The sequence below is a fragment of the Luteibacter sp. TLI7-4A genome (assembly GCF_056754745.1).
In genome coordinates, this window is sequence record NZ_JBPGWO010000001.1 from 3,845,938 (window position 1) to 3,866,211 (window position 20,274).

The window sequence follows — 20,274 nt, forward strand, 5'->3', positions numbered from 1 at the left end:
CGGCGCGGCTTACGCCGTCCGCCGTCGATATCCATAGCGACACCGAACGTCGGCTCCGCGCCGGCGCGCTCGCCTTCGGCTGACGCCGACGGCCGCTCGCGCCTGACCGGACCGCGCGTCCGGAGAGGTAGCGAGCCATGAAGATCCACACCTCGCAGGCGGCCGTTGCCGCCAAGATCTACACCCAGGCCACCGCGGACGCCTACCGTCCCGCGGACGAACTGCTGCGTGCGCTGGACGCCCGGCCGGACGGCCTCGACGAGGCCGCCATCGCCGAGCGCCTCGACCGCGACGGCATCAACGAAGTGGGCCATGAAAAACCGCCGCACTGGTCGATCCAGCTGCTGCGCGCTTTCCGCAACCCCTTCATCATCGTGCTGCTCGTACTCGCCGGGGTGCAGCTGTTCACCGAGCCCGACGACGTCACCGGTCCCGTCATCATCGCGGTGATGGTGGCGATCAGCGTGCTGCTTTCCTTCACCCAGGAGTTCCGTTCCTCGCGTGCGGCGGAGAAGCTGAAGGCGATGGTGCGCAACACGGCCACCGTCACCCGCCGTGCGGACGACGGCCACGCCGAGCGCATCGAGGTGCCGGTCGAGGAACTCGTCGTCGGCGACATCGTCCACCTCGGCGCCGGCGACATGGTGCCCGCCGACCTGCGCCTGCTGGCGACGAAGGACCTCTTCATCAGCCAGGCGATCCTCACCGGCGAGTCGATCCCGGTCGAGAAAGCCGCGCCCAACGGCACCACGGCCGGCGATACCTCGTCCGGTCCGCTCGACCTGCCGACGATCTGCTACATGGGCACCAACGTGGTTTCCGGCACCGCCACCGCCGTGGTGCTGGCGACGGGCGGGCGCACCTACCTGGGGTCGCTGGCGCATACCCTTTCGGGCGAGCGCGTGCAGACCAGCTTCGACCGGGGCATTTCCTCGGTGAGCTGGTTGCTGATCCGCTTCATGGCGGTGATGGTCCCGGTGGTTTTCCTGATCAACGGCTTCGACAAGCACGACTGGCTGGAGGCCTTCATGTTCGGGCTTTCGGTGGCGGTGGGCCTGACGCCGGAAATGCTGCCGCTGATCGTCACCGCCAACCTCGGCAAGGGCGCCCTCGCCATGTCGAAGCGCAAGGTGGTGGTGAAGCGCCTCAACGCGATCCAGAACTTCGGCGCGATGGACGTGTTGTGCACGGACAAGACCGGCACCCTGACGCTCGACAAGATCGTGCTGGAGCGCCACGTCGACCTCAATGGCGACGACTCGGACGAGGCGCTGGAGTACGGCTACCTCAACAGCCGTTTCCAGACGGGCCTGCGCAACCTGATGGACAAGGCGGTGCTGGCCCACCGCGACCTCGAACCCGTGGCGCACCGCTTCCACGTGGTGGACGAGATCCCATTCGACTTCCAGCGCCGCCGCATGTCGGTGGTCGTCGCGGACGGGAAGGGCGAGCAACTGCTGGTCTGCAAGGGCGCGGTCGAGGAGATGCTGGCGATCTGCAGCGAGGCCCGCATCGGTGACGTGACCGAACCGATGACGGCCGAGAAGCGTGCCGAGATCCGCGCGATGACCCGTCGCCTCAATGAGGATGGCCTGCGCGTGCTGGTCGTGGCAGTCCGCCGCGACCCGACGGGCGAGCGCGCCTATGGCGTGGCCGACGAGCAAGGCCTCACCGCCGTGGGATGCCTGGCCTTCCTCGATCCGCCGAAGGACTCGGCCGCCACCGCCATCCGCGCGCTCAACCACCATGGCGTGGCGGTGAAGGTGATCACCGGCGACAACGAGGCGGTGACGCGGAAGATCTGCACCGAGGTCGGCCTCGACGTGGAAGCGTCGGCCCAGGGCCGCGACATCGAGCAGCTGGACGACGAGGCGCTCGACGCGATGGTGGAGAAGACCACCGTCTTCGCGAAGATGTCGCCGGTGCAGAAGGCCCGCGTGGTCCGCTCGCTCCAGCGCAAGGGACATACCGTCGGCTTCCTCGGCGACGGCATCAACGACGCGCCCGCCCTGCGCGACGCCGACGTGGGTATCTCGGTCGATACCGCGACGGACATCGCGAAGGAGTCGGCGGACATCATCCTGCTGGAAAAGAACCTCATGGTGCTGGAGGAGGGCGTGATCGAGGGACGGGTCACCTTCGGCAATATCATGAAGTACATCAAGATGACCGCCAGCTCGAACTTCGGCAACGTGTTCAGCGTGCTGGTGGCGAGCGCCTTCCTTCCCTTCCTGCCGATGCTGCCGTTGCAGATCCTCGTGCAGAACCTGCTCTACGACCTGTCCCAGCTGTCGATTCCGTTCGACCGCATGGACGAGGAATACCTGCGCCAGCCACGCAAGTGGGACGCCGGCGACATCGGCCGCTTCATGGTCTGGATCGGCCCGGTCAGCTCGGTGTTCGACATCACCACGTTCTGGCTGATGTGGCACTGGTTCGGCGCCAACGACGTCGCGCACCAGTCGCTGTTCCAGTCGGGCTGGTTCATCGAGGGCCTGCTCTCGCAGACCCTGATCGTGCACATGATCCGCACGCGGCGCATTCCGTTCCTGCGCAGCATGGCGTCCGCGCCGGTGCTGGCGTTGACCGGCGCGATCATGGTCGTCGGGATGTTGATCCCTTACTCGGGACTCGGCGCGCGCATCGGCATGCATCCCTTGCCGGGCATCTATTTCGCCTGGCTGGCGTTGACGCTGGTGTGCTACTGCGTGCTCACGCAGGTGGTGAAGACGATCTATATCCGCCGCTACGGGCGCTGGCTATAGACTCTTCCTACCCGGCGGCTGACCGGGTGGCTACACGCGTGCGTGGGCGGCAAGGGACATACGCGCCTTCGCGATGAGCGTTTCATGGTGGCTCCTCAACCAAGGAGTCACCATGATGCTTCGAAACGCGCTCGCCGCCGCCCTCTTCATCCTGCCTGCCGCCGTCTTCGCCCAGGTCGCGCCCGCTCCCGCCCGCTATGTCGACGCCATCGACTGGCCGGCATCGGAGCAGGGCATGGATCGCTTCTTCGAGGCGGAAGTCCGGCTCAACGCCGGCTTCGAGAAGATCTGCGGCGATACCTTCTGCGAAGGGGAATATGCCAACCTGCGCCCGATGCAGCTTCGCTGTTCGGTCGACAGCACCAAGGGGACACTGAAACAGTGCCTCTGGCTGTTCTCCGGCAGCACCGCGGCGGTGAACCCGAAATCCGGTGCCGTGCAGACCGCGGCCAAGCTCTACAAATGCAAGCTCCTGCTCGCCAAGGACACCCCGGTGGACAAGTTCTACGAGGTGATGAACGGCGACGACGCGCTGCACGCGAAGCTGCCGATGTCCCGTTACTCCGTTTACGACGGGCTGGTGGGTTGCCTGTAACGACCGTTTCACAGCGTTGATCCACCGTCCCGCCGCACGCCCACTGGCGGCGGGACGGTTCCGCTGGTTTGCTCGATGCACCCATCATCGAGGTCATGCCATGCGCATCCGCCACCTTCTCGCCCTGCTGGCCCTCGTGGCCGCCGTTCCCTGTGCCGCCGCCGATTCGCCGAAGGCCGAGATCGAACAGGTGGTGACGCGTTTCCAGGCGTCCCTGAAAACCCACGACCGCGCCGCACTGGCAAACCTCTTCCTCGCCGACAGCAAGGCGTGGTGGAACGTGCTGGGTGATGAAAGCTACCGCAAGGTCAAGGCGAAGCATCCGGAAGCCGCCCGCTACAAGGCGGGTACCTGGCAGGAGTTCGCCGACTACGTCGGCAGCACCAAGGCCGGCATCGAGGAGCGCTTCCACAACGTACGCATCGAAACCGACGGCAGCGTGGCCTCGGTCTACTTCGATTTCGAGTTCGTGGCCGACGGAAAGGTGGGCAACAAGGGCGCGGAGACCTGGCAACTGATCCATACCGATGACGGCTGGAAGATTGCCTCCATGCTGTACTCCTCCAACTTCTGACCGATACTGCGGACACGGAAGCCAAGGGCAAGGCCATGCGTGAAGATCGCAGCGCGACGGTGTCGCCAGGCATGGCCTGGATCGCGGGCCTGCCCGTGCTGGGCTGCATGCTCGTCATGGGATTGCCGTCGGTCGGCGATGCGCATGTGCTGGCCTTCCGGCTCTTCTACGCCGTGGCCTATTTGTTCTGGATCGTGCCGGTGGGGTGGTTGCAGCGCATGCTTTGGCGGCGCGGCGCCAGCGGGTGGACGATGGCCGCGGTGCTCCTTCCGGCCACCTATGCGATGTCGGTGTTGAACGCCTTGATCGCCTTGCGCTTCATCGCGGACGAGGGCGCGCGTGCGCGCATGGACTGGACCTGGGTCTTTGGCGGACTGGACGGTTGCTGGCTCGCGCTCATCGCCTTCTGCGGATTACAGGCGGTCGTGCTGCACCGTGCGGCCCTGCAAGCCGAGGGCGAGCGCGTGAGGCTCGCGGGGCTCGCGGCGCGCGATGCCGAACTGCGCGCCTTGCGTTACCAGCTGCAGCCGCACTTTCTCTTCAATACCCTCAATGCGATCTCCGCCCTCGTCGCCGACGATCGAAAGCGGGAAGCCAGCCGGATGATCGCTCGCCTGGGCGATTTCCTCCGCGCCACGCTGGAGGAAACCCGTGGGCACGAAGTCAGCGTGGCCGAGGAGATCGCTTTCACCTCCACCTACCTGGATATCGAAAAGGCCAGGTTGGGCGATCGCCTGCGCGTGGACATACGGGCAGGGCCGGATGTCCTCGACGCGAGCTTGCCGTACCTGCTTCTCCAGCCATTGGTCGAGAATGCGATCCGCCATGGCATCGCCCCGCGAGGAACCGTAGGTGTGCTGGCGATCCACATCGTCCGGGACGACGATCGCCTTCGCGTGACCGTCGACAACGATATACCGTTCCCCACGGGTAGCCGGGCGACCGGCGTCGGACTGGCGAACGTTCGCGCACGGCTGGAGGCGCTGTATCCCGGCGCGCATCGCTTCGAGGCCGGGCTCGTCGAAGCGACATGGCGCGCCGCGATCGAGCTGCCGTATCGGGTCACGAGCGCAGCGCGGGTCGCCGCATGATCCGCGTGGCGGTGGTGGACGATGAACCGCTGGCTCGCGCTGGTGTCCTGGCGCGCCTCCGCGGCGAGACCGATATCACGGTGGTCGGCGAGTTCGCGGACGGGCATGAACTGGCCATGCTCCGCCGCCATTCGGTGGACGTGGCGATCGTGGATGTCCAGATGCCGGGGCGCGATGGACTCGATGCCCTGGCGGCGATTCCGATGGCCGAACGTCCGCTTGCCATTCTTCTCACGGCGCACGAGCATTTCGCCGTGCGCGCCTTCGAACTCCAGGCGGTGGATTACCTGCTGAAACCCATCGACGACGAACGTTTCGGCGAAGCGATCGACCGGGTACGGCGACAGTTACGTGGCCAGGCGGCGGCCGCGACGATACAGCGCTTCGCCATCCGGACAGGTACGAAACTGAGTTTCATCGATGCGGACGAAGTCGAATGGATCGAAGCCGACGGTGACTATGCTGTCTTGCACGTGCAGGGACGACGGCATCTGCTGCGCGAGCCGCTGCATGCGCTTTCGCGTCGGCTAGACCCCGCGCGATTCGTGCGCGTGCACCGGTCGGCGATCGTTCGCATCGACCAGGTGGAGGAGCTGCGCCCGCGACCGAATCGCGACGCGATGTTGCGCCTGCGCGACGGCACGGCGCTCAGGGCCAGCCGTACCTACATCGAGACGTTGCTCGCGGCGCTGCACCGCATCCCCTAGTGCCGCGCCACCCAGGCCGACGACGAGGCCTGCTTGGCTTCGGTGGACACGGATTCGGGCAAGGGTTCGTCAGGCAAGGCGATCTCGACGCGATTGCGTCCTCCGGCCTTGGCCCGGTAGAGCGCCTCGTCCGCCTTTGCCAGTAGCCGGTCGAGCTGTTCGCCGTGGCGCGAGGTGCAAGCCACGCCGAAGCTCGCCGTGACGTGGGCCGTGGATGGACCGCCGGCGGGTGGCGCGGCGAGCGCCACGCGGATCATGTCCGCACGCTTCGCGCCGGCGGTCTCGTCGGCGTTCGGCAGGAGGATGCCGAATTCCTCGCCGCCCAGCCGTCCGAACACGTCTCCCTCGATGATGTGGTCGCGGCATTCGGCGACGACGCGCAGGAGCACCCAGTCGCCCTCGGCGTGCCCGTAGGTATCGTTGACCAGCTTGAAATGGTCCAGGTCGAACAGGATCAGGCACGAAGGCTTGCCGTTCTTGCGAACGGCCTGCAATGTCTGCGTGGCTTCCTCGACGAAATGCTGGCGGTTACAGATGCCGGTGAGGCTGTCACGGCGAGCCATGCGCATGAAGCGCAGCTGCGAGCGCTTGGTGCGGACCAGCCACAGGCCGATCGCCGCCAGCACGGTGAGCAACAGCAGGATGTAGAGCCGGCTCGTTTCCATCGAGCGTCGGTCGACTTCGCGTTGCAGGTGCAGGATCTGGTTCTGGCGGTCGAGCGCGTCGGCTTCCATGCGGCTGGAGGTCACTTGTTGCTTTACCACCTGATAGGCGAGCGCACGTGCCGTCACGTCGTCGAGATATCCCTTGTCCGCCTGCATGTAGCGTTCGAGCCAATCGGTCGAGGCGCGGAAGTCGCCACGCCGCTTCGCGGCCAGGTAGAGCGTTCTCAGCGCCACCGCCAGTGGCTCGGAGTATTCCCCCGCGATCGAACTGTCGACCGCCGCATGCGCATACTTTTCCGCCGCGTCCACATCGCCGGTCTGCCAGTGACCCTCGGCGAGCAGCGATTCGAATTGTGAAATAAGGCTCGGGTACTGGTCGCGCACGACCGCCGGATAGTGTTTCTCCAGCATGGCGACTGCTTCGGCGGCATGTCCGGCGCGGATGGTCCCTTCGGCCATGTCCGCACGGAGCGCATTGGCGATGAGGTTCTCGCCGGCGGCCTCGCATGCCGCGATGCCTTGGGTGAAGCGCGGGTCGGCTCCCTCGATGCGCTTGCCCCGATAGAGCGCGTGGAGCTTGATGAAGGTGCCCTTGCAGGCGCTGTCGCCGGTGGGCGTGCTTTCGATCATCCGCTCGGCGTATTCGGCGGCGATGTCGTACTGGCCGGCGGACGTGAGCATCTGCGCCGCCTCGCCCAGGCCCTGGAGGCGTGCCTGCGGGTCGCTGACCTCGGGCAGGCTATCGGTGAGTTCCGTCAGGCGGGAGAAGGCTTCCTGGTAACGGTGCCCGATGCCCAGGATGTTGATCAGCGTGGCGGTGGCGCGAAAGCGCAGGGTGGTGTCGGAGGAACCGCCGATCACCGCCTCGAGCAACGGCACCGCGGCTTCGTAATCGCCGGCATAGGCGACCTGCCAGGCTTCGAGGTAATGCAGGTGGGCGCGTTGTGCCGCGGTCAGCCGTGGCGCGTCGCGGCCGAGCCGCGCCACCGTATCCATGAAGGCGGGATGGTCGGAGGTCTTGGTCGCGTCGGCACGTGCGAGCGTCGCCGTCGCGTCCTCGCCCGGCGTGAGCTGAGCGAGGACGGCGCCGGCATGGGACGCCAGCGTGAGTGCGATCGCCAGCCCCAGCCGGCGTCCGAAGCGACCGATCATGCGACCGTGGCCTCGCGCTCAGGCGTCCGAGGGATCGGGGACGTCGGGTGTTTCGGGTGTGTCCTTCGCCGGCGTTTCGGACTCTTCCTCGCTCTGTGGCGTGTCGCCGAGCTGGATGCTGTTGAAGGTGCCCGGCGCGACGCGGTCGCGCAGCGCTTTCTCGTCACCGGCGAGAATCGCGGCGGCCAGCGCGCCATCGACGGCGGCCTCGTCCAGCTCGCGGGCCAGTTCAGCCGTGCCAGCAGCGCGCAACGTAGCATTGCCACCCATGCGTTCCAGGAAATCGATAACGTCAGACATGTTCGCCCCTTGATGAGACGCCGGACCACCTCCCCGGTGCCCGTGCGCGTGGCGATCATAGCGCGGTGGGGCGCGGCCCGTCGGGCGCCCCGGCGGGGGCCACAAGCATTTGCCCCGGGAATGCCATGAAGGGGCCCCCGGTCCGGCCGCTGGCGGCTTCACCATGCCCCGGCCACGAGGGGAAATCCATGCACCGAACGCCAGGCCTCGATTCGCTCCGCGCCATCGCCATCGCCTGGGTGATGCTTTTCCATAGCTATCTCGTCGGCGGCCTCGGAGAGGGCTTCTCGAAACTGGAACGGTCCGGCTGGATGGGCGTCGACCTGTTCTTCGTGCTCAGCGGCTACCTCATCGGCTCACAGGTGCTGAAATCCCTGGCCACCACGGGCCGGCTCGACTTCGCCGACTTCTACCGGCGCCGTGCCGTACGCATCCTGCCCGCGTTCTTCATGGTGCTGGCGCTGTACGCGTGGTGGCCCGCATGGAGGGAGACATCGGGAATGCAGCCGCTATGGCAGTTCCCCACCTTCACCTTCAACCTGATGTTCGACAACGGCGAGAACTACGCCTTCTCCCACGTATGGTCGCTTTGCGTGGAAGAGCACTTCTACCTCGTGTTTCCCATCCTCGCCTTCGCCCTGACGCGCAAGCCAGCGGCGTGGAAGTTCGCCGTCGCGTGCGCCGCCGTGGTCGTCGGCGGCATGCTCGTGCGCAGCTGGTCGTGGACGCACTGGTTCGCCCCGGCCCAGGCGGCGGGCGATAACGTGGGAACCGTCTATCTGCGCTACCTGTACTACCCCACATGGGCCCGCCTCGATGGCCTGCTGGCCGGTGTCGCTCTCGCCGTGTGCGGCGTGTATCGGCCGTGGGCCATGGCGTGGTTGCGGACGCGGGTGAACGCGGTGCTCATCCTTGGCGCACTCCTGCTCGCGTCCGCGCTCGTGCTGTTCGATGGCGCGCGCACCGGGTTCTGGCCCTGCGTCGCCGGCTATCCGCTGATCGCGCTGGCGATGGCCGCCTTCGTGACCGCCGCCAGTGGCGACACCTGGCTGGCGCGGCTGGATATCCCGGGTGCGGATTGGCTGGCGCGCGCCTCCTACAGTCTCTACCTCAGCCACAAGGGTGTCTTCCACCTCGTGCAGTCCGCCCTGGACGGCCAACTGGCCGACCATCGATTCCTGCGTTTCGCCATCTATGCGGCCGCGACCCTGGCCGGAGGCGCCGTCCTGCACTACGCGGTCGAGCGGCCCTTCCTGCGTTGGCGGGACAAGCGCGCCGCGCGTTCGGCTACACTGTCGGCGCCCAAGGTGATCCACGGCGTCAGCGCCGGGGATTGAAACGGGAATCCGGTGACGTGCGCGGCCTGCCAAGGGGTCGCCGCCATTCCGGAGCTGCCCCCGCAACGGTAGGCGAGCAAAAGGTCGGCATCGAGCCACTGTGCCAAGGCATGGGAAGGCGCCGTCCCCGCAGGGATTCCCTGCGCTCGCGAGCCCGGAGACCGGCCTCGAGGTACACCGGACAGGCGGAGGGCCATGTCGTGGGTGGCCGACAGCCTTCCGCCGCCGGCGATCCCGCCATCCCGCTTCCTGTCCCTCGCCATTCATGCCGCGCGGGTAGGCGCGGTGAGCAGGGAGTCACCCCGTGTCATTTCGTTCCTCCAGCCTCGCGGTCGCCATCGCGGTGGCTTTCCTCACGCCGGCCGCGGCGTTCGCCGATGCGTCCACCGACCTCGACCAGGTCGTCGTCACCGCCAGCCGCACCGACCAGGCCCTCAACCAGGTGCTCGCCGCTTCCACCGTGATCGACCGGGCCGAGATCGAGCGGCTGCAACCGCGGTCGCTGGCCGACCTGCTGCGCGGTACGCCGGGCGTCTCGATCGCCAACAACGGCGGCCCGGGCAAGGCCACCTCGGTGTTCCTGCGCGGCACCGAGGCCGACCACGTGCTCGTCCTGGTGGACGGCGTGAAGATCGGCTCGGCCACCTCCGGCACCGCGGCGTTTCAGGACATCCCGGTCGACCAGATCGAGCGCATCGAGATCGTGCGCGGCCCGTATTCGAGCCTGTATGGCTCCGACGCCCTCGGCGGCGTCATCCAGATATTCACCCGCCATCCCGAGGGTGGCTTCGTCCCCCATTTCTCCGTGGGCGTGGGCAGCTACGACACGCTGCGCGGTTCGGCGGGCTTCGCCGGCCGTGGTGCCCAGGGCTGGTACGCGGTGGAGGCGAGCCACGACCAGACCGATGGCATCAACGCCTGCCGGGGCAAACCCAGCCCGGGCGGTGGCGGCTGCTTCACCTATGAGCCGGACAAGGATGGCTACCGTAACAATGCGCTGTCGTTGAAGGGCGGCTGGCGATTCGACGAGCAATGGGATGCGGACGCCAACGCCACGCGCACGGAAGGACGCAACCACTACGACGGCACCAGCAGCAACTTCGCCGAATCGGCCACCCAGGTCGTCGGTGGCCGCCTGCGTTACAAGCCATCGCAGGACATGTTGTTCACCGCCAGCCTGGGCCGTAGCGAAGACCTGTCCACCGATTACGAGAACGGCGTCTACGCCGATACCTTCAACACGCATCGCGACGTCGCGTCCGTGCAGGCCGACCTTGGCCGCGTGGGCGGTGGCACCGGCCTCACCACGCTCGGCTTCGACTGGCAACGCGACCGCGTCGTCGGCAATACCGACTACCTGGTGGACGCGCGGCGCAACCACGCGTTGTTCGCGCAGTGGCAGCAGGAGTTCGGGGCCAGTTCGGTACAGGCCAGCCTGCGCCGCGACGAGAACAGCCAGTTCGGCGGAAAGACCACCGGCAGCCTGCAGTACGGTTACGCGCTGACGAAGACCCTGCGCGTCACGGGCAGCTACGGCACCGCGTTCAAGGCACCGACGTTCAACGATCTCTATTACCCCGACTACGGCAACCCCGACCTCGGCCCCGAGACCTCGCGGAACTGGGAACTGGGTGTGCGTGGCACGCCTGGCTGGGGCAACTGGTCGATCAACGCCTTCCAGAACAAGATCGATCACCTGATCGTATTCGACTCGGGCCTGAGCGGGCCGCTGTTCCCCTTCGGTGGGGCGAACAACATCGATCGTTCGCGCATTCGCGGTGTCGAACTGGCGGCGGACACCACGCTTGGCGATTGGCGCATCGCCGGCAACGCGACATGGCTGCAGCCGGAAGACGATAGCGACGATGCCTCCCACGGCAACCTGTTGCCGCGCCGCGCGCGCCGTACCGCGCATGTCGACGTCGACCGCAGCTTCGGCGCGTTCAGTGCCGGCGCGAGCGTGTTCGCCTCCGGTTATCGCTACGACGATACCGCCAATGCCCATCGCCTCGGCGGCTACGCGTTGACCGACCTGCGCATGGCATACGCCTTCGACGCGGCATGGAAGGTCGAGCTTTCAGCCAACAACGTCTTCGACCGCCACTACGAGACGGCCCGCTACTTCAACCAGCCGGGCCGCAACTGGATGCTGACGCTGCGCTACCAGCCCCGTTCATAACCGTGCATACATCGAGGTTCTTCCGATGAAATCGCTTTCGCGCCCCTTGTTCGCCGCCGTCGCCGCGTTGTTCGCCTTGCTCATGATCGGCACGCGCTTCTCCCATTTCGGTGACGCCTTGCACCTGCCCGACGCGTCGATGGCGCTGTTCTTCCTGGGTGGTCTGTACTTGCGCAAGCACCTGGCCTTTCTCGGCTTCGTGGCGCTTTCGGTGCTGATCGACTGGTATTCGGTGAGTTATGCGGGAGTGAGCGACTTCTGCATCACCGTGGCCTATTCGTTCCTGCCGCTGGCTTACGCGGTGCTGTGGTACGCGGGGCGGCTCCTGGCGCCGCGCTTCGACGGATCGCTTGCCTCGCACGCCCTCGTCTTCGCGGGCATCGTCGTCGGCGCCACGGTCTCCTATGCGATCTCGAACGGCGCGTTCTACTGGCTGGGTGGCCGTTACACCGAGCCGAACATGGCCCAGTACGTGCAGCGCTTCGCCCAATGGGCGCCGTTGTTCGTTCGTGCCGCCGCCGGCTACGTGCTCGCGGCCCAGCTGGTCCAGGCCCTGGTGTTCCGCTTCGCGCCGCGCGCAGGCGACGGCAAGACGGCCAGCGCATGAACGACGCGGTGCCCTGGCAGGACATGGACGAGGATGCGCGCCATCGGGACCGGATGCGCCGCAAGAAGGAGTTGATCGACCGGCGTATCGCCAAGGCGACCATCGACCGCGGCGTGCTGGTGGTGAACACCGGCAACGGCAAGGGCAAGAGTTCGTCGGGCTTCGGTATGCTGGCGCGGTCGCTCGGCCACGGCTTCCGCTGTGGCGTCGTGCAGTTCATCAAGGGCAGTTTCTCCACCGGCGAGGAGGCGTTTTTCCGCATGTTCGAGGACGGCCCGCTGGACTACCACGTGATGGGCGAGGGCTACACCTGGGAAACCCAGGACAAGGCGCGCGATGTCGCCGCGGCGACGGCGGCGTGGGAGGTGGCGGAGAGCATGCTTCGCGATCCCGGCTACGACTTCGTGTTGCTCGACGAACTCAACATCGCCCTGGTGAAGCGCTACGTCCCGCTCGACCGCGTGCTGGAGGCACTGCGCCTGCGGCCCGAACGCCAGCATGTCGTCATCACCGGCCGTGGCGCGCCCGATGAACTCGTCGCCGCCGCCGACACCGTCACGGAGATGCGCGTGGTCAAGCATGCCTACCAGGCAGGTATCCGCGCGCAGAAGGGCGTCGAGCTGTGACCCGTGCCTGTCCCGCGTTGCTGGTTTCGGCGCCTGCGTCGGGGCAGGGCAAGACCAGCGTCACCGCCGCGCTCGCCCGTGCCCACGCGCGGCAGGGATGCCGCGTGCGCGTGTTCAAGACGGGGCCGGATTTCCTCGATCCGATGATCCTGGAGCGTGCGAGCGGGGCACCGGTGTATCAGCTCGATCCCTGGATGGGTGGGGACGACGACGTTCGCGCACGGCTTCATGCCGCCGCGGGCGACGCCGACCTGATCCTGGTCGAAGGCGTGATGGGCTTGTTCGACGGTGCGCCGTCGAGTGCGGACCTGGCCATGGCTTTCGGCTTGCCGGTGATGGCGGTGATCGACGGCGGTGCCATGGCACAGACCTTCGGTGCGCTGGCACATGGGCTGGCGAACTACCGCCCCGGCCTGCACGTGCAAGGCGTGCTCGCCAATCGCGTGGGCGGCGCGTACCACGCCGGATTGTTGCGCGACAGCCTGCCCCCGGGCATGGCGTGGTACGGCGCATTGCCGCGCGACGCGGCCATGGCCTTGCCGGAGCGGCACCTGGGCCTCGTCGCGGCGGCGGAGCTGGCAGATCTCGATGCGCGGCTGGATGCGCTGGCGGATGCGTTGCTTGCACAGGGGCCGATCGATCTGCCGCCTCCCGTCGCCTTCGATGCGCCGCCGTCGATCGTCTCTTCGGTACGCCTGGACGGCGTACGCATCGCCATCGCACGCGATGCGGCATTCGCCTTTCTCTATCCCGCCAACCTCGACGCACTCCGCGACGCGGGCGCGGATCTGTCGTTCTTCTCGCCCGTGGCGGGCGATCCGTTGCCCGATTGCGACGCGGCCTGGCTGCCCGGTGGTTATCCCGAACTGCATATCGACGCGCTCGCCGCACGCGACGACCTGCGCCGCGACCTGCATGCGCACGTCGAGGCAGGCCGTCCGCTGCTCGCCGAATGCGGTGGACTGCTCTACGCGCTGGACCGCCTCGCCGATCGCGATGGCCATGAAGGCGCGATGGTGGGCTTGTTGCATGGCCACGCCGCGATCCAGCCGCGGCTGGCGGCGCTGGGCATGCAGGCCGTCGACTTGCCGGAGGGAAGCCTGCGCGGCCACTCGTTCCATTATGCGCAGGCGACGATGGAGGCGACGCCGCTGGCCGTGGCGAGCAACCCTCATGGCGGTCCCACGGCGGAGAAGGTCTATCGTCGCGGACGCATGACGGCGAGCTTCGTGCACTTCTATTTTCCGTCGAATCCCGACGCGGCGTGCCGGCTCTTCCTTCGATGACGACCCTGCTGGCGATGCTGCTGGCCTTGACGCTGGATGCGGTGTTCGGCGAGCCACGCCGTTTCCATCCACTGGTCGGCTTCGGCGCGCTGGCCAGCGCGGTGGAGCGCCGGCTCCATGCCGACCGTCGGCTGGCGGGTGTCGTCGCGTGGACGGTCGTCGTGCTCCCGCCCGTGGCGTTGCTTTGCGGGTTGCACGCCGCTTCACCACCATGGGTGGTCTTCGTCGTCGATGTACTCGTGCTGTACTTCGCCCTGGGGCGACAAAGCCTCGGTGAACACGCCCGGCCGGTGGCTGCCGCCTTGCGCGACGGCGACCTGCCACGGGCGCGTGCCGCCGTGGGCCGTATGGTGAGCCGCGACACAGATGTATTGGATGCCACGCATGTCGCCGCGGCCGGTACGGAATCGGTGCTGGAGAACGGCCACGATGCCGTGTTCGGTGCGCTGTTCTGGTTCATCGTGTTCGGTGCGCCCGGGGCCTTGCTGTTCCGCCTGGCCAATACGCTGGATGCGATGTGGGGCTACCGGACCGCCCGTTACGAACGCTTTGGCTGGGCCGCGGCGCGAGCCGACGACGCGCTCGGTTACGTGCCGGCCCGGCTTACCGCGCTCGGCTATGCCGCCATGGGCGATGCCGTCACGGCCCTCCGTTGCTGGCGCGCGCAAGCCCCGTCTTGGGACAGCCCCAACGCGGGCCCGGTGATGGCCTCCGGTGCGGGTGCGTTGCGCGTGCGCCTGGGTGGCCCGGCTCCTTATCACGGCCGATGGGAAGACCGGCCCGTGCTTGGCGACGGTGAGCTGCCCGATGCGTCCTCGATAGTCCGCGCGTTGCGACTGGTCGATCGCACGGTCGTCGCCTGGCTGGTTGTCGTGCTCTTGGTGGGAGTGGCGGCGCATGCTTGAACACGGTGGACGTCTTGCGCGTGCCGCTCGCGAGTTCGGTATCCCACGCGAGGTGTGGCTCGATCTGTCGACGGGGGTGAGTCCCCGCGGGTGGCCGGTGCCTCCGGTCCCGGCCGACGCGTGGCAGCGTCTTCCCGAGGACGACGATGGGCTCCTGGACGCCGCGCGTGCTTATTACGGTACCCGGCACCTGTTGCCGGTCGCGGGATCGCAAGCCGCCATCGCGGCGTTGCCGCGATTACGCGCACGTTCGCGCGTAGGCGTGATCGCGCCCGGCTATGCGGAGCACGCGCATGCGTGGCGGCAAGCGGGTCACGATGTCGTGGCACTGCCGCTTCCGGAGCTGCTCGCGCGTGCCACGGAATTCGACGTCGTCATCGTGATCCGCCCGAACAACCCCACCGGTGCCTGCCTGGACCGCGACACCTTGCTGGCCTTGCACAACAGGTTGTCCAAGATCTCTGCTGAGGGAGCCACTGCTGTGGGACCCGCTGTTGTGGTGCCTGCAATTGTGGGAGCCGCTTCAGCGGCGATCCCGCGGCAGCGGGCCAGTTCGAGTCAAGCACCTATCGCCGCTGAAGCGGCTCCCACAAAAGCAGGCCCTGTAGCAGGTCCTGTAGCAGACCCTGTAGCAGGCTCTATAGCAGATCCTGTAGCAGGTTCCGCAGCAGCTCCCATGGCAGGTAACGATCCTTGGCTCGTGGTGGACGAGGCTTTCATCGACACGCGGCCGGACGACAGCCTGCTGCCGCATGTACGCGAGGGCATCATCGTCCTTCGCTCGGTCGGTAAATTCTTCGGGATAGCCGGTGCACGCGCGGGTTTCGTCGCGGCATGGCCGGGCTTGCTCGATGCATTGGCGGAAGTGCTCGGACCGTGGACGCTGACGGGCCCGAGCCGGCATGCCGTGACACAGGCGCTGATGGACCGCGCATGGCAGGTCTCCGCGCGGGCGTGGTTGCACGAGGCGTCCGCACGATTGCGGACGATGCTTATGAAGCATGGCCTGCGTCCGTCCGGTGGCTGCGAATTCTTCCAGTACTGCGAACGATCCGACGCGGTGGAGCTGCACCGGTCGCTGGCGCGACACGCGGTCCTGGTCCGCCATTTCGACGCCCCGCGGGCCTTGCGTTTTGGCCTGCCCATGGATGACGCGGCTTTCGCGCGACTGGATCGTGTCCTCGCGGAGGTCATGCGATGAGCGCGCGCGTACTCATGGTGCAGGGCTGCACGTCCGACGCGGGCAAGAGCACCGTCGTCGCCGCCCTGTGCCGTTGGCTGCATCGCCGCGGTGTCGCCGTCGCGCCGTTCAAGCCCCAGAACATGGCGCTCAATTCCGCCGTGACCGTGGATGGCGGGGAAATAGGCCGCGCACAGGCCGTGCAGGCACAGGCGGCGGGCGTGCCTCCGCATACCGATTTCAATCCGGTGCTATTGAAACCGAACAGCGATACCGGCGCCCAGGTGATCGTGCACGGACATCCCATCGGCAACATGGATGCCGTCGGCTACCACGCCTACAAGCGCGTGGCGATGGAGGCCGTGCTCGCGTCGCACGCGCGCCTGGTGGAGCGGTACGAGGCATTGGTGGTCGAGGGTGCGGGCAGTCCGGCCGAGATCAACCTGCGCGACCGCGACATCGCGAACATGGGTTACGCCGAAGCCGTGGATTGTCCCGTCGTGCTGGTCGCCGATATCGACCGCGGCGGCGTGTTCGCGCACCTTGTCGGCACGTTGGCCTTGCTCTCCGGAAGCGAGCGCGCACGCATCGTGGGTTTCGTCATCAACCGGTTCCGTGGCGACATCGCCTTGCTTCAGCCTGGATTGGACTGGTTGGAGCGCGAAACGGGAAAGCCGGTGCTCGGCGTGCTGCCCTACCTGCATGGCCTGGTTCTGGAAGCCGAGGATGCGTTGCCGCGGGATCGCGGCGAACGTCCGCGGTCCGCCTTGCGCGTCGTGGTACCCGCGTTGCCGCGAATCAGCAACCATACCGATCTCGATGCGCTGCGCTTGCATCCCGACGTGGACTGCATCTTCGCCGGTCCTGGCGACGCGCTTCCACCCTGCGACCTGATCGTCCTGCCCGGCTCGAAATCCACGCGTGCCGATCTCGCCTGGTTGCGTGCACAGGGTTGGGACAAGGCGATCCTCCGACACGTTCGCTATGGCGGACGGGTGATCGGTATCTGCGGCGGCATGCAGATGCTCGGCCGGGCCGTGCACGATCCCGATGGCATCGAGGGCCAGGAAGGTTCCAGCGAAGGCCTGGGCTTGCTCGACCTGGAAACGACCCTGGCGCCGACCAAGCAGTTGCGCAACGTGCGTGGTCGGCTCGCGGGTAACCATGCCGCAGTCAGCGGTTATGAAATCCACTGCGGCGTGAGCGAGGGGCCGGCCATGGCCACGCCGGCGGTGTGGCTGGATGATGGCCGTGGCGATGGGGCGCGTTCGGACGACGGGCGAGTGATCGGTACCTATCTGCATGGCGTTTTCGATCACCCCGAGGCGTTGGCCGCATGGCTCCACGATGCCGGATTGCAGGCCGCCACGCCGTTCGACATCCAGGCACGGCGTGAAGCGACACTGGAACGCCTGGCCAATACGGTTGACTCGCATATGGATGTCGCCATGCTGGAACGGATCTTCGGATGGCCCGCATGCTGACGCTCGTCCTCGGCGGCGCGCGCTCGGGCAAGAGTGCACTGGCGGAACGCCTCGCCATCGACAGCGGCCGCGACGTCGTCTACATCGCGACGGCGCAGGCGCTCGATAGGGAGATGGCGGATCGCATCGCGCATCATCGTGCGCGGCGGCCCGCCGGATGGGTGTCGGTCGAGGAACCGCTGGCCTTGGCAGCCACGCTTCGCCAGCACGCGCGGGCGGACCGCTTCCTGCTGGTGGATTGTCTCACCCTCTGGCTTTCGAACCTGCTCGGCATCGACGAGGGTGCGCACTTCATGTCACAGCGCGACGCCTTGCTCGACGGTCTCCGCGAATTGCCGGGAGACGTCGTCTTCGTCAGTAACGAAGTCGGCCTCGGCGTCACGCCGTTGGGCGAACTCACGCGCCGCTTCGTCGACGAAGCGGGACGCCTCCACCAGGCCCTGGCGCAACGGTGCGATCGCGTCGTCTTCGTCGCTGCGGGACTACCCCTGACCCTCAAAGGAACACCACCATGATCGACTGGCTCGCGGCACCGGGCCGCGTTCCGGACCACGCCGCCGCCCGCGCCGCGGCCGCACGCCAGGACACCCTCACCAAACCGCCGGGCTCGCTGGGCCGGCTAGAGGCGCTCGCCGTGCAACTGGCCGGCCTGCAAGGGCGTGAACGACCCTCCGCATCACGCGTCCGGATCGCCGTGTTCGCCGCCGATCATGGCGTCGCGGCCGAAGGCGTATCCGCGTTTCCGCAGGCGGTCACGGGAGAGATGCTGCGCAATTTCGCCGGCGGCGGCGCGGCGATCGCCGTGCTGGCGCGCGAAATCGGCGCCACGCTCGAGGTGGTGAACCTGGGCACGGTGAACGATCCCGGCGAGGTCCCGGGCGTGCGGCGTCGCGTGATCGCCCCCGCGAGCGCCAACTTCTGCGAAGGGCCGGCGATGACGGATACCCAGCTGGATGCCGCGTTGATGGCGGGTGCGGCGAGCGTGGCCGATGCCATCGACGCGGGTACGGACGTCTACATCGGTGGCGACATGGGCATCGGCAACACCACGGTCGCCAGCGCGTTGGCCTGCGCCTTGCTCGGTGCGGAGCCGGAGGTGCTTACGGGCGCGGGGACCGGGCTGGACGCCGAAGGCATCGTGCGAAAGCGGCATGTGATCGCGCGCGCCCTGGCCCTGCACGCCGATGCGACCACCGCACGCGAACGTCTGCGCCGCCTGGGCGGTTTCGAGATCGCGGCATTGGCCGGCGCCTTCGTCGCCGCGGCACAGCGCGGCTTGCCGGTGCTCGTCGATGGCTTCATCACCAGCGTCGCGGCACTCGCCGCGGTCGCATTGCGTCCGGATGCGAAGCCGTGGCTGATCTTCTCGCACCGTTCGCAGGAGCTGGGTCATGCACGCGTGCTCGCGGCCCTGGAGGCCGAGCCGTTGCTCGACCTGCGGTTGCGCCTGGGCGAAGCGAGCGGCGCGGCCATCGCCGTGCCGCTGCTTCGCATGGCCTGCGCACTGCATGCGTCCATGGCGACCTTCGCCGAGGCGGGCGTGTCCGAAGCATGAGCATCGACCTGCTTCGCCATGGAGATACGGGCCAGCGCAGCTATCGCGGGCAACTGGACGATCCGCTCAGCGAGCTCGGCTGGCGGCAGTTGCGCGAGGCCGTCGAAGGTCGCGGGTGGGATCGCGTGGTGTCATCGTCGATGACGCGTTGCGCCGCGTTCGCGGCGGAGTTCGCGCGACGGCGCGGATTGCCTCTGCGCGTCGACGCACGCCTGGCCGAATACCATTTCGGCGACTGGCAGGGCGTGCCGATCGAGACGATCGCGGCGACGGATAGCCACGCGTTGGAGCGTTTCTGGGCCGATCCGGTCATGTGTCCGCCGCCGGGGGCGGAACCCTTCGACGCTTTCCACGCGCGCTTGTCCGCGGCGCTGGACGATGTCGCGGCGGAGGCGGGCGATGCGCGCGTCCTCGTCGTCACCCATGGTGGCGCGATCCGCCTGTTGCGTTGCATCGCGGAAGGTCGTGGCTTCGGCGACATGGCGGGTATCGACGTGCCACATGCGTCGCTGCACGCCCTGCACTGGAGCCGGTGATGCGCGGATTGGCGGTAGCCTTCGCGTTCCTTACGCGCCTGCCCGTGCCACGGGTGAACTTCGGTACCGTTGCGCAGGCGGCGTCGCTGAAATGGTATCCACTGGTGGGACTGGCGATCGGCAGCTTGTTGGTGGCTACCGCGCACCTGCTGCATGCATTCCCCGTGCTACCGGCCGCGGCGATCGTCCTCGTCGTCTGGGTGGGGTTGACCGGCGCCTTGCACCTGGACGGCCTCGCCGACAGCGCCGACGCGTGGATCGGCGGCATGGGCGATCGCGAGCGTACGCTGGCGATCATGAAGGACCCGCGCAGCGGTCCGGCCGGCGTGATCTCGCTGGTGCTCGTGTTGCTGTTGAAGTTCTCGGCGCTGGCGACGCTGGGTGGCACATGGTGGCTTGTGTTGCCACCGTTGCTCGGGCGCACGGCGATCGTCGCGTGGTTCCTCACGACACGCTATGTGCGCTGGCAGGGCCTTGGCGAACCATTGCGCGGCGCACCGGCCGTCGGTTGCCGCGTGGCGCTGCTGACTGCCGTGGGTTGGGCGGCGTGTTTCGGATACGCCGGATTGCTGGCACTCGGTGCCGCCACCATCGTCGGCTGGCTATGGCGGCGCGCCTGCGTCCACCGCCTCGGCGGTTTCACCGGCGATACGGCCGGCGCGCTGGTGGAAATGGTCGAAGCGACGACGCTGGTCGCACTCGTGGCGATCCACGGCTGAGCGTCGATACT

General features: G+C 67.4%; 18 protein-coding genes, 2 pseudogenes and 1 riboswitch. Of the genes and pseudogenes, 18 read left to right on the plus strand and 2 right to left on the minus strand.

Annotation, left to right across the window (positions count from 1 at the left end; genetic code table 11):
- Positions 1-137 precede the first annotated feature (137 nt).
- The 5 genes from mgtA (at position 138) to ACR9Y6_RS16815 (ending at position 5,732) form a co-directional block, all read left to right on the plus strand.
- Positions 138-2,765: a magnesium-translocating P-type ATPase gene (gene mgtA, locus ACR9Y6_RS16795; RefSeq protein WP_481282320.1), complete on the plus strand. Its 2,628-nt coding sequence runs from the start codon at positions 138-140 to the stop codon at positions 2,763-2,765.
- A gap of 112 nt (positions 2,766-2,877) precedes the next feature.
- Positions 2,878-3,360 carry a hypothetical protein gene (locus ACR9Y6_RS16800; protein WP_481282321.1) on the plus strand — a complete coding sequence of 161 codons (483 nt, stop codon included), beginning with the start codon at positions 2,878-2,880 and terminating at the stop codon, positions 3,358-3,360.
- Between the two features lie 100 nt (positions 3,361-3,460).
- Entirely contained in the window at positions 3,461-3,934 is a 474-nt protein-coding gene (locus ACR9Y6_RS16805) for a nuclear transport factor 2 family protein (protein ID WP_481282322.1), read from the plus strand.
- A gap of 35 nt (positions 3,935-3,969) precedes the next feature.
- Positions 3,970-5,025 carry a sensor histidine kinase gene (locus ACR9Y6_RS16810; RefSeq protein ID WP_481282323.1) on the plus strand — a complete coding sequence of 352 codons (1,056 nt, stop codon included), beginning with the start codon at positions 3,970-3,972 and terminating at the stop codon, positions 5,023-5,025.
- Positions 5,022-5,732, plus strand: coding sequence for a LytR/AlgR family response regulator transcription factor (locus tag ACR9Y6_RS16815; RefSeq protein WP_481282324.1), 711 nt, complete (start codon positions 5,022-5,024; stop codon positions 5,730-5,732). Before ACR9Y6_RS16810 ends, ACR9Y6_RS16815 begins: the two co-directional genes overlap by 4 nt.
- Here ACR9Y6_RS16815 and ACR9Y6_RS16820 read toward each other — a convergent pair.
- Together ACR9Y6_RS16820 and ACR9Y6_RS16825 are read right to left on the minus strand one after the other, a co-directional pair.
- Positions 5,729-7,549 carry a GGDEF domain-containing protein gene (locus ACR9Y6_RS16820; protein WP_481282325.1) on the minus strand — a complete coding sequence of 607 codons (1,821 nt, stop codon included), beginning with the start codon at positions 7,547-7,549 and terminating at the stop codon, positions 5,729-5,731. The genes ACR9Y6_RS16815 and ACR9Y6_RS16820 overlap by 4 nt on opposite strands.
- 18 nt (positions 7,550-7,567) lie before the next feature.
- On the minus strand, positions 7,568-7,849 hold the full coding sequence (locus ACR9Y6_RS16825; protein WP_481282326.1) for a hypothetical protein: 282 nt from the start codon (positions 7,847-7,849) through the stop codon (positions 7,568-7,570).
- A gap of 188 nt (positions 7,850-8,037) precedes the next feature.
- Here ACR9Y6_RS16825 and ACR9Y6_RS16830 point away from each other — a divergent pair.
- From ACR9Y6_RS16830 to ACR9Y6_RS16890, 13 genes and pseudogenes are all read left to right on the plus strand, one after another.
- Positions 8,038-9,138 (plus strand): annotated as a pseudogene (locus ACR9Y6_RS16830) (acyltransferase family protein); the annotation flags it as partial.
- Positions 9,138-9,370, plus strand: a riboswitch (cobalamin riboswitch). (Overlaps the previous pseudogene by 1 nt.)
- Positions 9,371-9,490: 120 nt before the next feature.
- Positions 9,491-11,365 carry a TonB-dependent vitamin B12 receptor gene (gene btuB, locus ACR9Y6_RS16835; protein WP_481282327.1) on the plus strand — a complete coding sequence of 625 codons (1,875 nt, stop codon included), beginning with the start codon at positions 9,491-9,493 and terminating at the stop codon, positions 11,363-11,365.
- A gap of 25 nt (positions 11,366-11,390) precedes the next feature.
- Complete coding sequence (locus ACR9Y6_RS16840; RefSeq protein ID WP_481282328.1) at positions 11,391-11,972, plus strand: hypothetical protein; 582 nt, start codon at positions 11,391-11,393, stop codon at positions 11,970-11,972.
- Between the two features lie 23 nt (positions 11,973-11,995).
- On the plus strand, positions 11,996-12,598 hold the full coding sequence (gene cobO / locus ACR9Y6_RS16845) for a cob(I)yrinic acid a,c-diamide adenosyltransferase (RefSeq protein ID WP_481282749.1): 603 nt from the start codon (positions 11,996-11,998) through the stop codon (positions 12,596-12,598).
- Positions 12,595-13,884 carry a cobyrinic acid a,c-diamide synthase CobB gene (locus tag ACR9Y6_RS16850; protein ID WP_481282329.1) on the plus strand — a complete coding sequence of 430 codons (1,290 nt, stop codon included), beginning with the start codon at positions 12,595-12,597 and terminating at the stop codon, positions 13,882-13,884. Before cobO ends, ACR9Y6_RS16850 begins: the two co-directional genes overlap by 4 nt.
- The gene (cbiB, locus tag ACR9Y6_RS16855) at positions 13,881-14,789 is read left to right on the plus strand and encodes an adenosylcobinamide-phosphate synthase CbiB (RefSeq protein ID WP_481282330.1); all 909 of its coding nucleotides are present in this window, start codon (positions 13,881-13,883) and stop codon (positions 14,787-14,789) included. Before ACR9Y6_RS16850 ends, cbiB begins: the two co-directional genes overlap by 4 nt.
- Positions 14,782-15,243, plus strand: a pseudogene (locus tag ACR9Y6_RS16860) (aminotransferase class I/II-fold pyridoxal phosphate-dependent enzyme); the annotation flags it as partial. The gene cbiB and the pseudogene ACR9Y6_RS16860, both read left to right, overlap by 8 nt.
- A 222-nt stretch (positions 15,244-15,465) precedes the next feature.
- Positions 15,466-15,990, plus strand: a complete 525-nt coding sequence (locus tag ACR9Y6_RS16865; RefSeq protein ID WP_481282750.1) for an aminotransferase class I/II-fold pyridoxal phosphate-dependent enzyme — start codon at positions 15,466-15,468, stop codon at positions 15,988-15,990.
- Positions 15,987-17,453 carry a cobyric acid synthase gene (locus ACR9Y6_RS16870; RefSeq protein ID WP_481282331.1) on the plus strand — a complete coding sequence of 489 codons (1,467 nt, stop codon included), beginning with the start codon at positions 15,987-15,989 and terminating at the stop codon, positions 17,451-17,453. Before ACR9Y6_RS16865 ends, ACR9Y6_RS16870 begins: the two co-directional genes overlap by 4 nt.
- On the plus strand, positions 17,447-17,968 hold the full coding sequence (gene cobU / locus ACR9Y6_RS16875; protein ID WP_481282332.1) for a bifunctional adenosylcobinamide kinase/adenosylcobinamide-phosphate guanylyltransferase: 522 nt from the start codon (positions 17,447-17,449) through the stop codon (positions 17,966-17,968). The genes ACR9Y6_RS16870 and cobU overlap by 7 nt, the downstream gene beginning before the upstream one ends.
- Positions 17,965-19,008 (plus strand): nicotinate-nucleotide--dimethylbenzimidazole phosphoribosyltransferase, encoded by a 1,044-nt coding sequence (gene cobT / locus ACR9Y6_RS16880; RefSeq protein ID WP_481282333.1) that lies wholly within the window; start codon positions 17,965-17,967, stop codon positions 19,006-19,008. Before cobU ends, cobT begins: the two co-directional genes overlap by 4 nt.
- Positions 19,005-19,544, plus strand: a complete 540-nt coding sequence (locus ACR9Y6_RS16885) for a histidine phosphatase family protein (RefSeq protein ID WP_481282334.1) — start codon at positions 19,005-19,007, stop codon at positions 19,542-19,544. The genes cobT and ACR9Y6_RS16885 overlap by 4 nt, the downstream gene beginning before the upstream one ends.
- Positions 19,541-20,263 (plus strand): adenosylcobinamide-GDP ribazoletransferase, encoded by a 723-nt coding sequence (locus tag ACR9Y6_RS16890; RefSeq protein ID WP_481282335.1) that lies wholly within the window; start codon positions 19,541-19,543, stop codon positions 20,261-20,263. The genes ACR9Y6_RS16885 and ACR9Y6_RS16890 overlap by 4 nt, the downstream gene beginning before the upstream one ends.
- Positions 20,264-20,274 lie beyond the last annotated feature (11 nt).

What these genes read in the sequence shown, in the direction of transcription:
- mgtA (WP_481282320.1), top strand. Translation starts at nt 138, where the DNA reads ATGAAGATCCACACCTCGCAGGCGGCCGTTGCCGCCAAGATCTACACC.
- ACR9Y6_RS16800 (WP_481282321.1), top strand. Translation starts at nt 2,878, where the DNA reads ATGATGCTTCGAAACGCGCTCGCCGCCGCCCTCTTCATCCTGCCTGCC.
- ACR9Y6_RS16805 (WP_481282322.1), top strand. Translation starts at nt 3,461, where the DNA reads ATGCGCATCCGCCACCTTCTCGCCCTGCTGGCCCTCGTGGCCGCCGTT.
- ACR9Y6_RS16810 (WP_481282323.1), top strand. Translation starts at nt 3,970, where the DNA reads ATGCGTGAAGATCGCAGCGCGACGGTGTCGCCAGGCATGGCCTGGATC.
- ACR9Y6_RS16815 (WP_481282324.1), top strand. Translation starts at nt 5,022, where the DNA reads ATGATCCGCGTGGCGGTGGTGGACGATGAACCGCTGGCTCGCGCTGGT.
- ACR9Y6_RS16820 (WP_481282325.1), bottom strand. Translation starts at nt 7,549, where the DNA reads ATGATCGGTCGCTTCGGACGCCGGCTGGGGCTGGCGATCGCACTCACG.
- ACR9Y6_RS16825 (WP_481282326.1), bottom strand. Translation starts at nt 7,849, where the DNA reads ATGTCTGACGTTATCGATTTCCTGGAACGCATGGGTGGCAATGCTACG.
- ACR9Y6_RS16840 (WP_481282328.1), top strand. Translation starts at nt 11,391, where the DNA reads ATGAAATCGCTTTCGCGCCCCTTGTTCGCCGCCGTCGCCGCGTTGTTC.
- cobO (WP_481282749.1), top strand. Translation starts at nt 11,996, where the DNA reads ATGGACGAGGATGCGCGCCATCGGGACCGGATGCGCCGCAAGAAGGAG.
- cbiB (WP_481282330.1), top strand. Translation starts at nt 13,881, where the DNA reads ATGACGACCCTGCTGGCGATGCTGCTGGCCTTGACGCTGGATGCGGTG.
- ACR9Y6_RS16865 (WP_481282750.1), top strand. Translation starts at nt 15,466, where the DNA reads ATGGCAGGTAACGATCCTTGGCTCGTGGTGGACGAGGCTTTCATCGAC.
- ACR9Y6_RS16870 (WP_481282331.1), top strand. Translation starts at nt 15,987, where the DNA reads ATGAGCGCGCGCGTACTCATGGTGCAGGGCTGCACGTCCGACGCGGGC.
- cobU (WP_481282332.1), top strand. Translation starts at nt 17,447, where the DNA reads ATGCTGACGCTCGTCCTCGGCGGCGCGCGCTCGGGCAAGAGTGCACTG.
- cobT (WP_481282333.1), top strand. Translation starts at nt 17,965, where the DNA reads ATGATCGACTGGCTCGCGGCACCGGGCCGCGTTCCGGACCACGCCGCC.
- ACR9Y6_RS16885 (WP_481282334.1), top strand. Translation starts at nt 19,005, where the DNA reads ATGAGCATCGACCTGCTTCGCCATGGAGATACGGGCCAGCGCAGCTAT.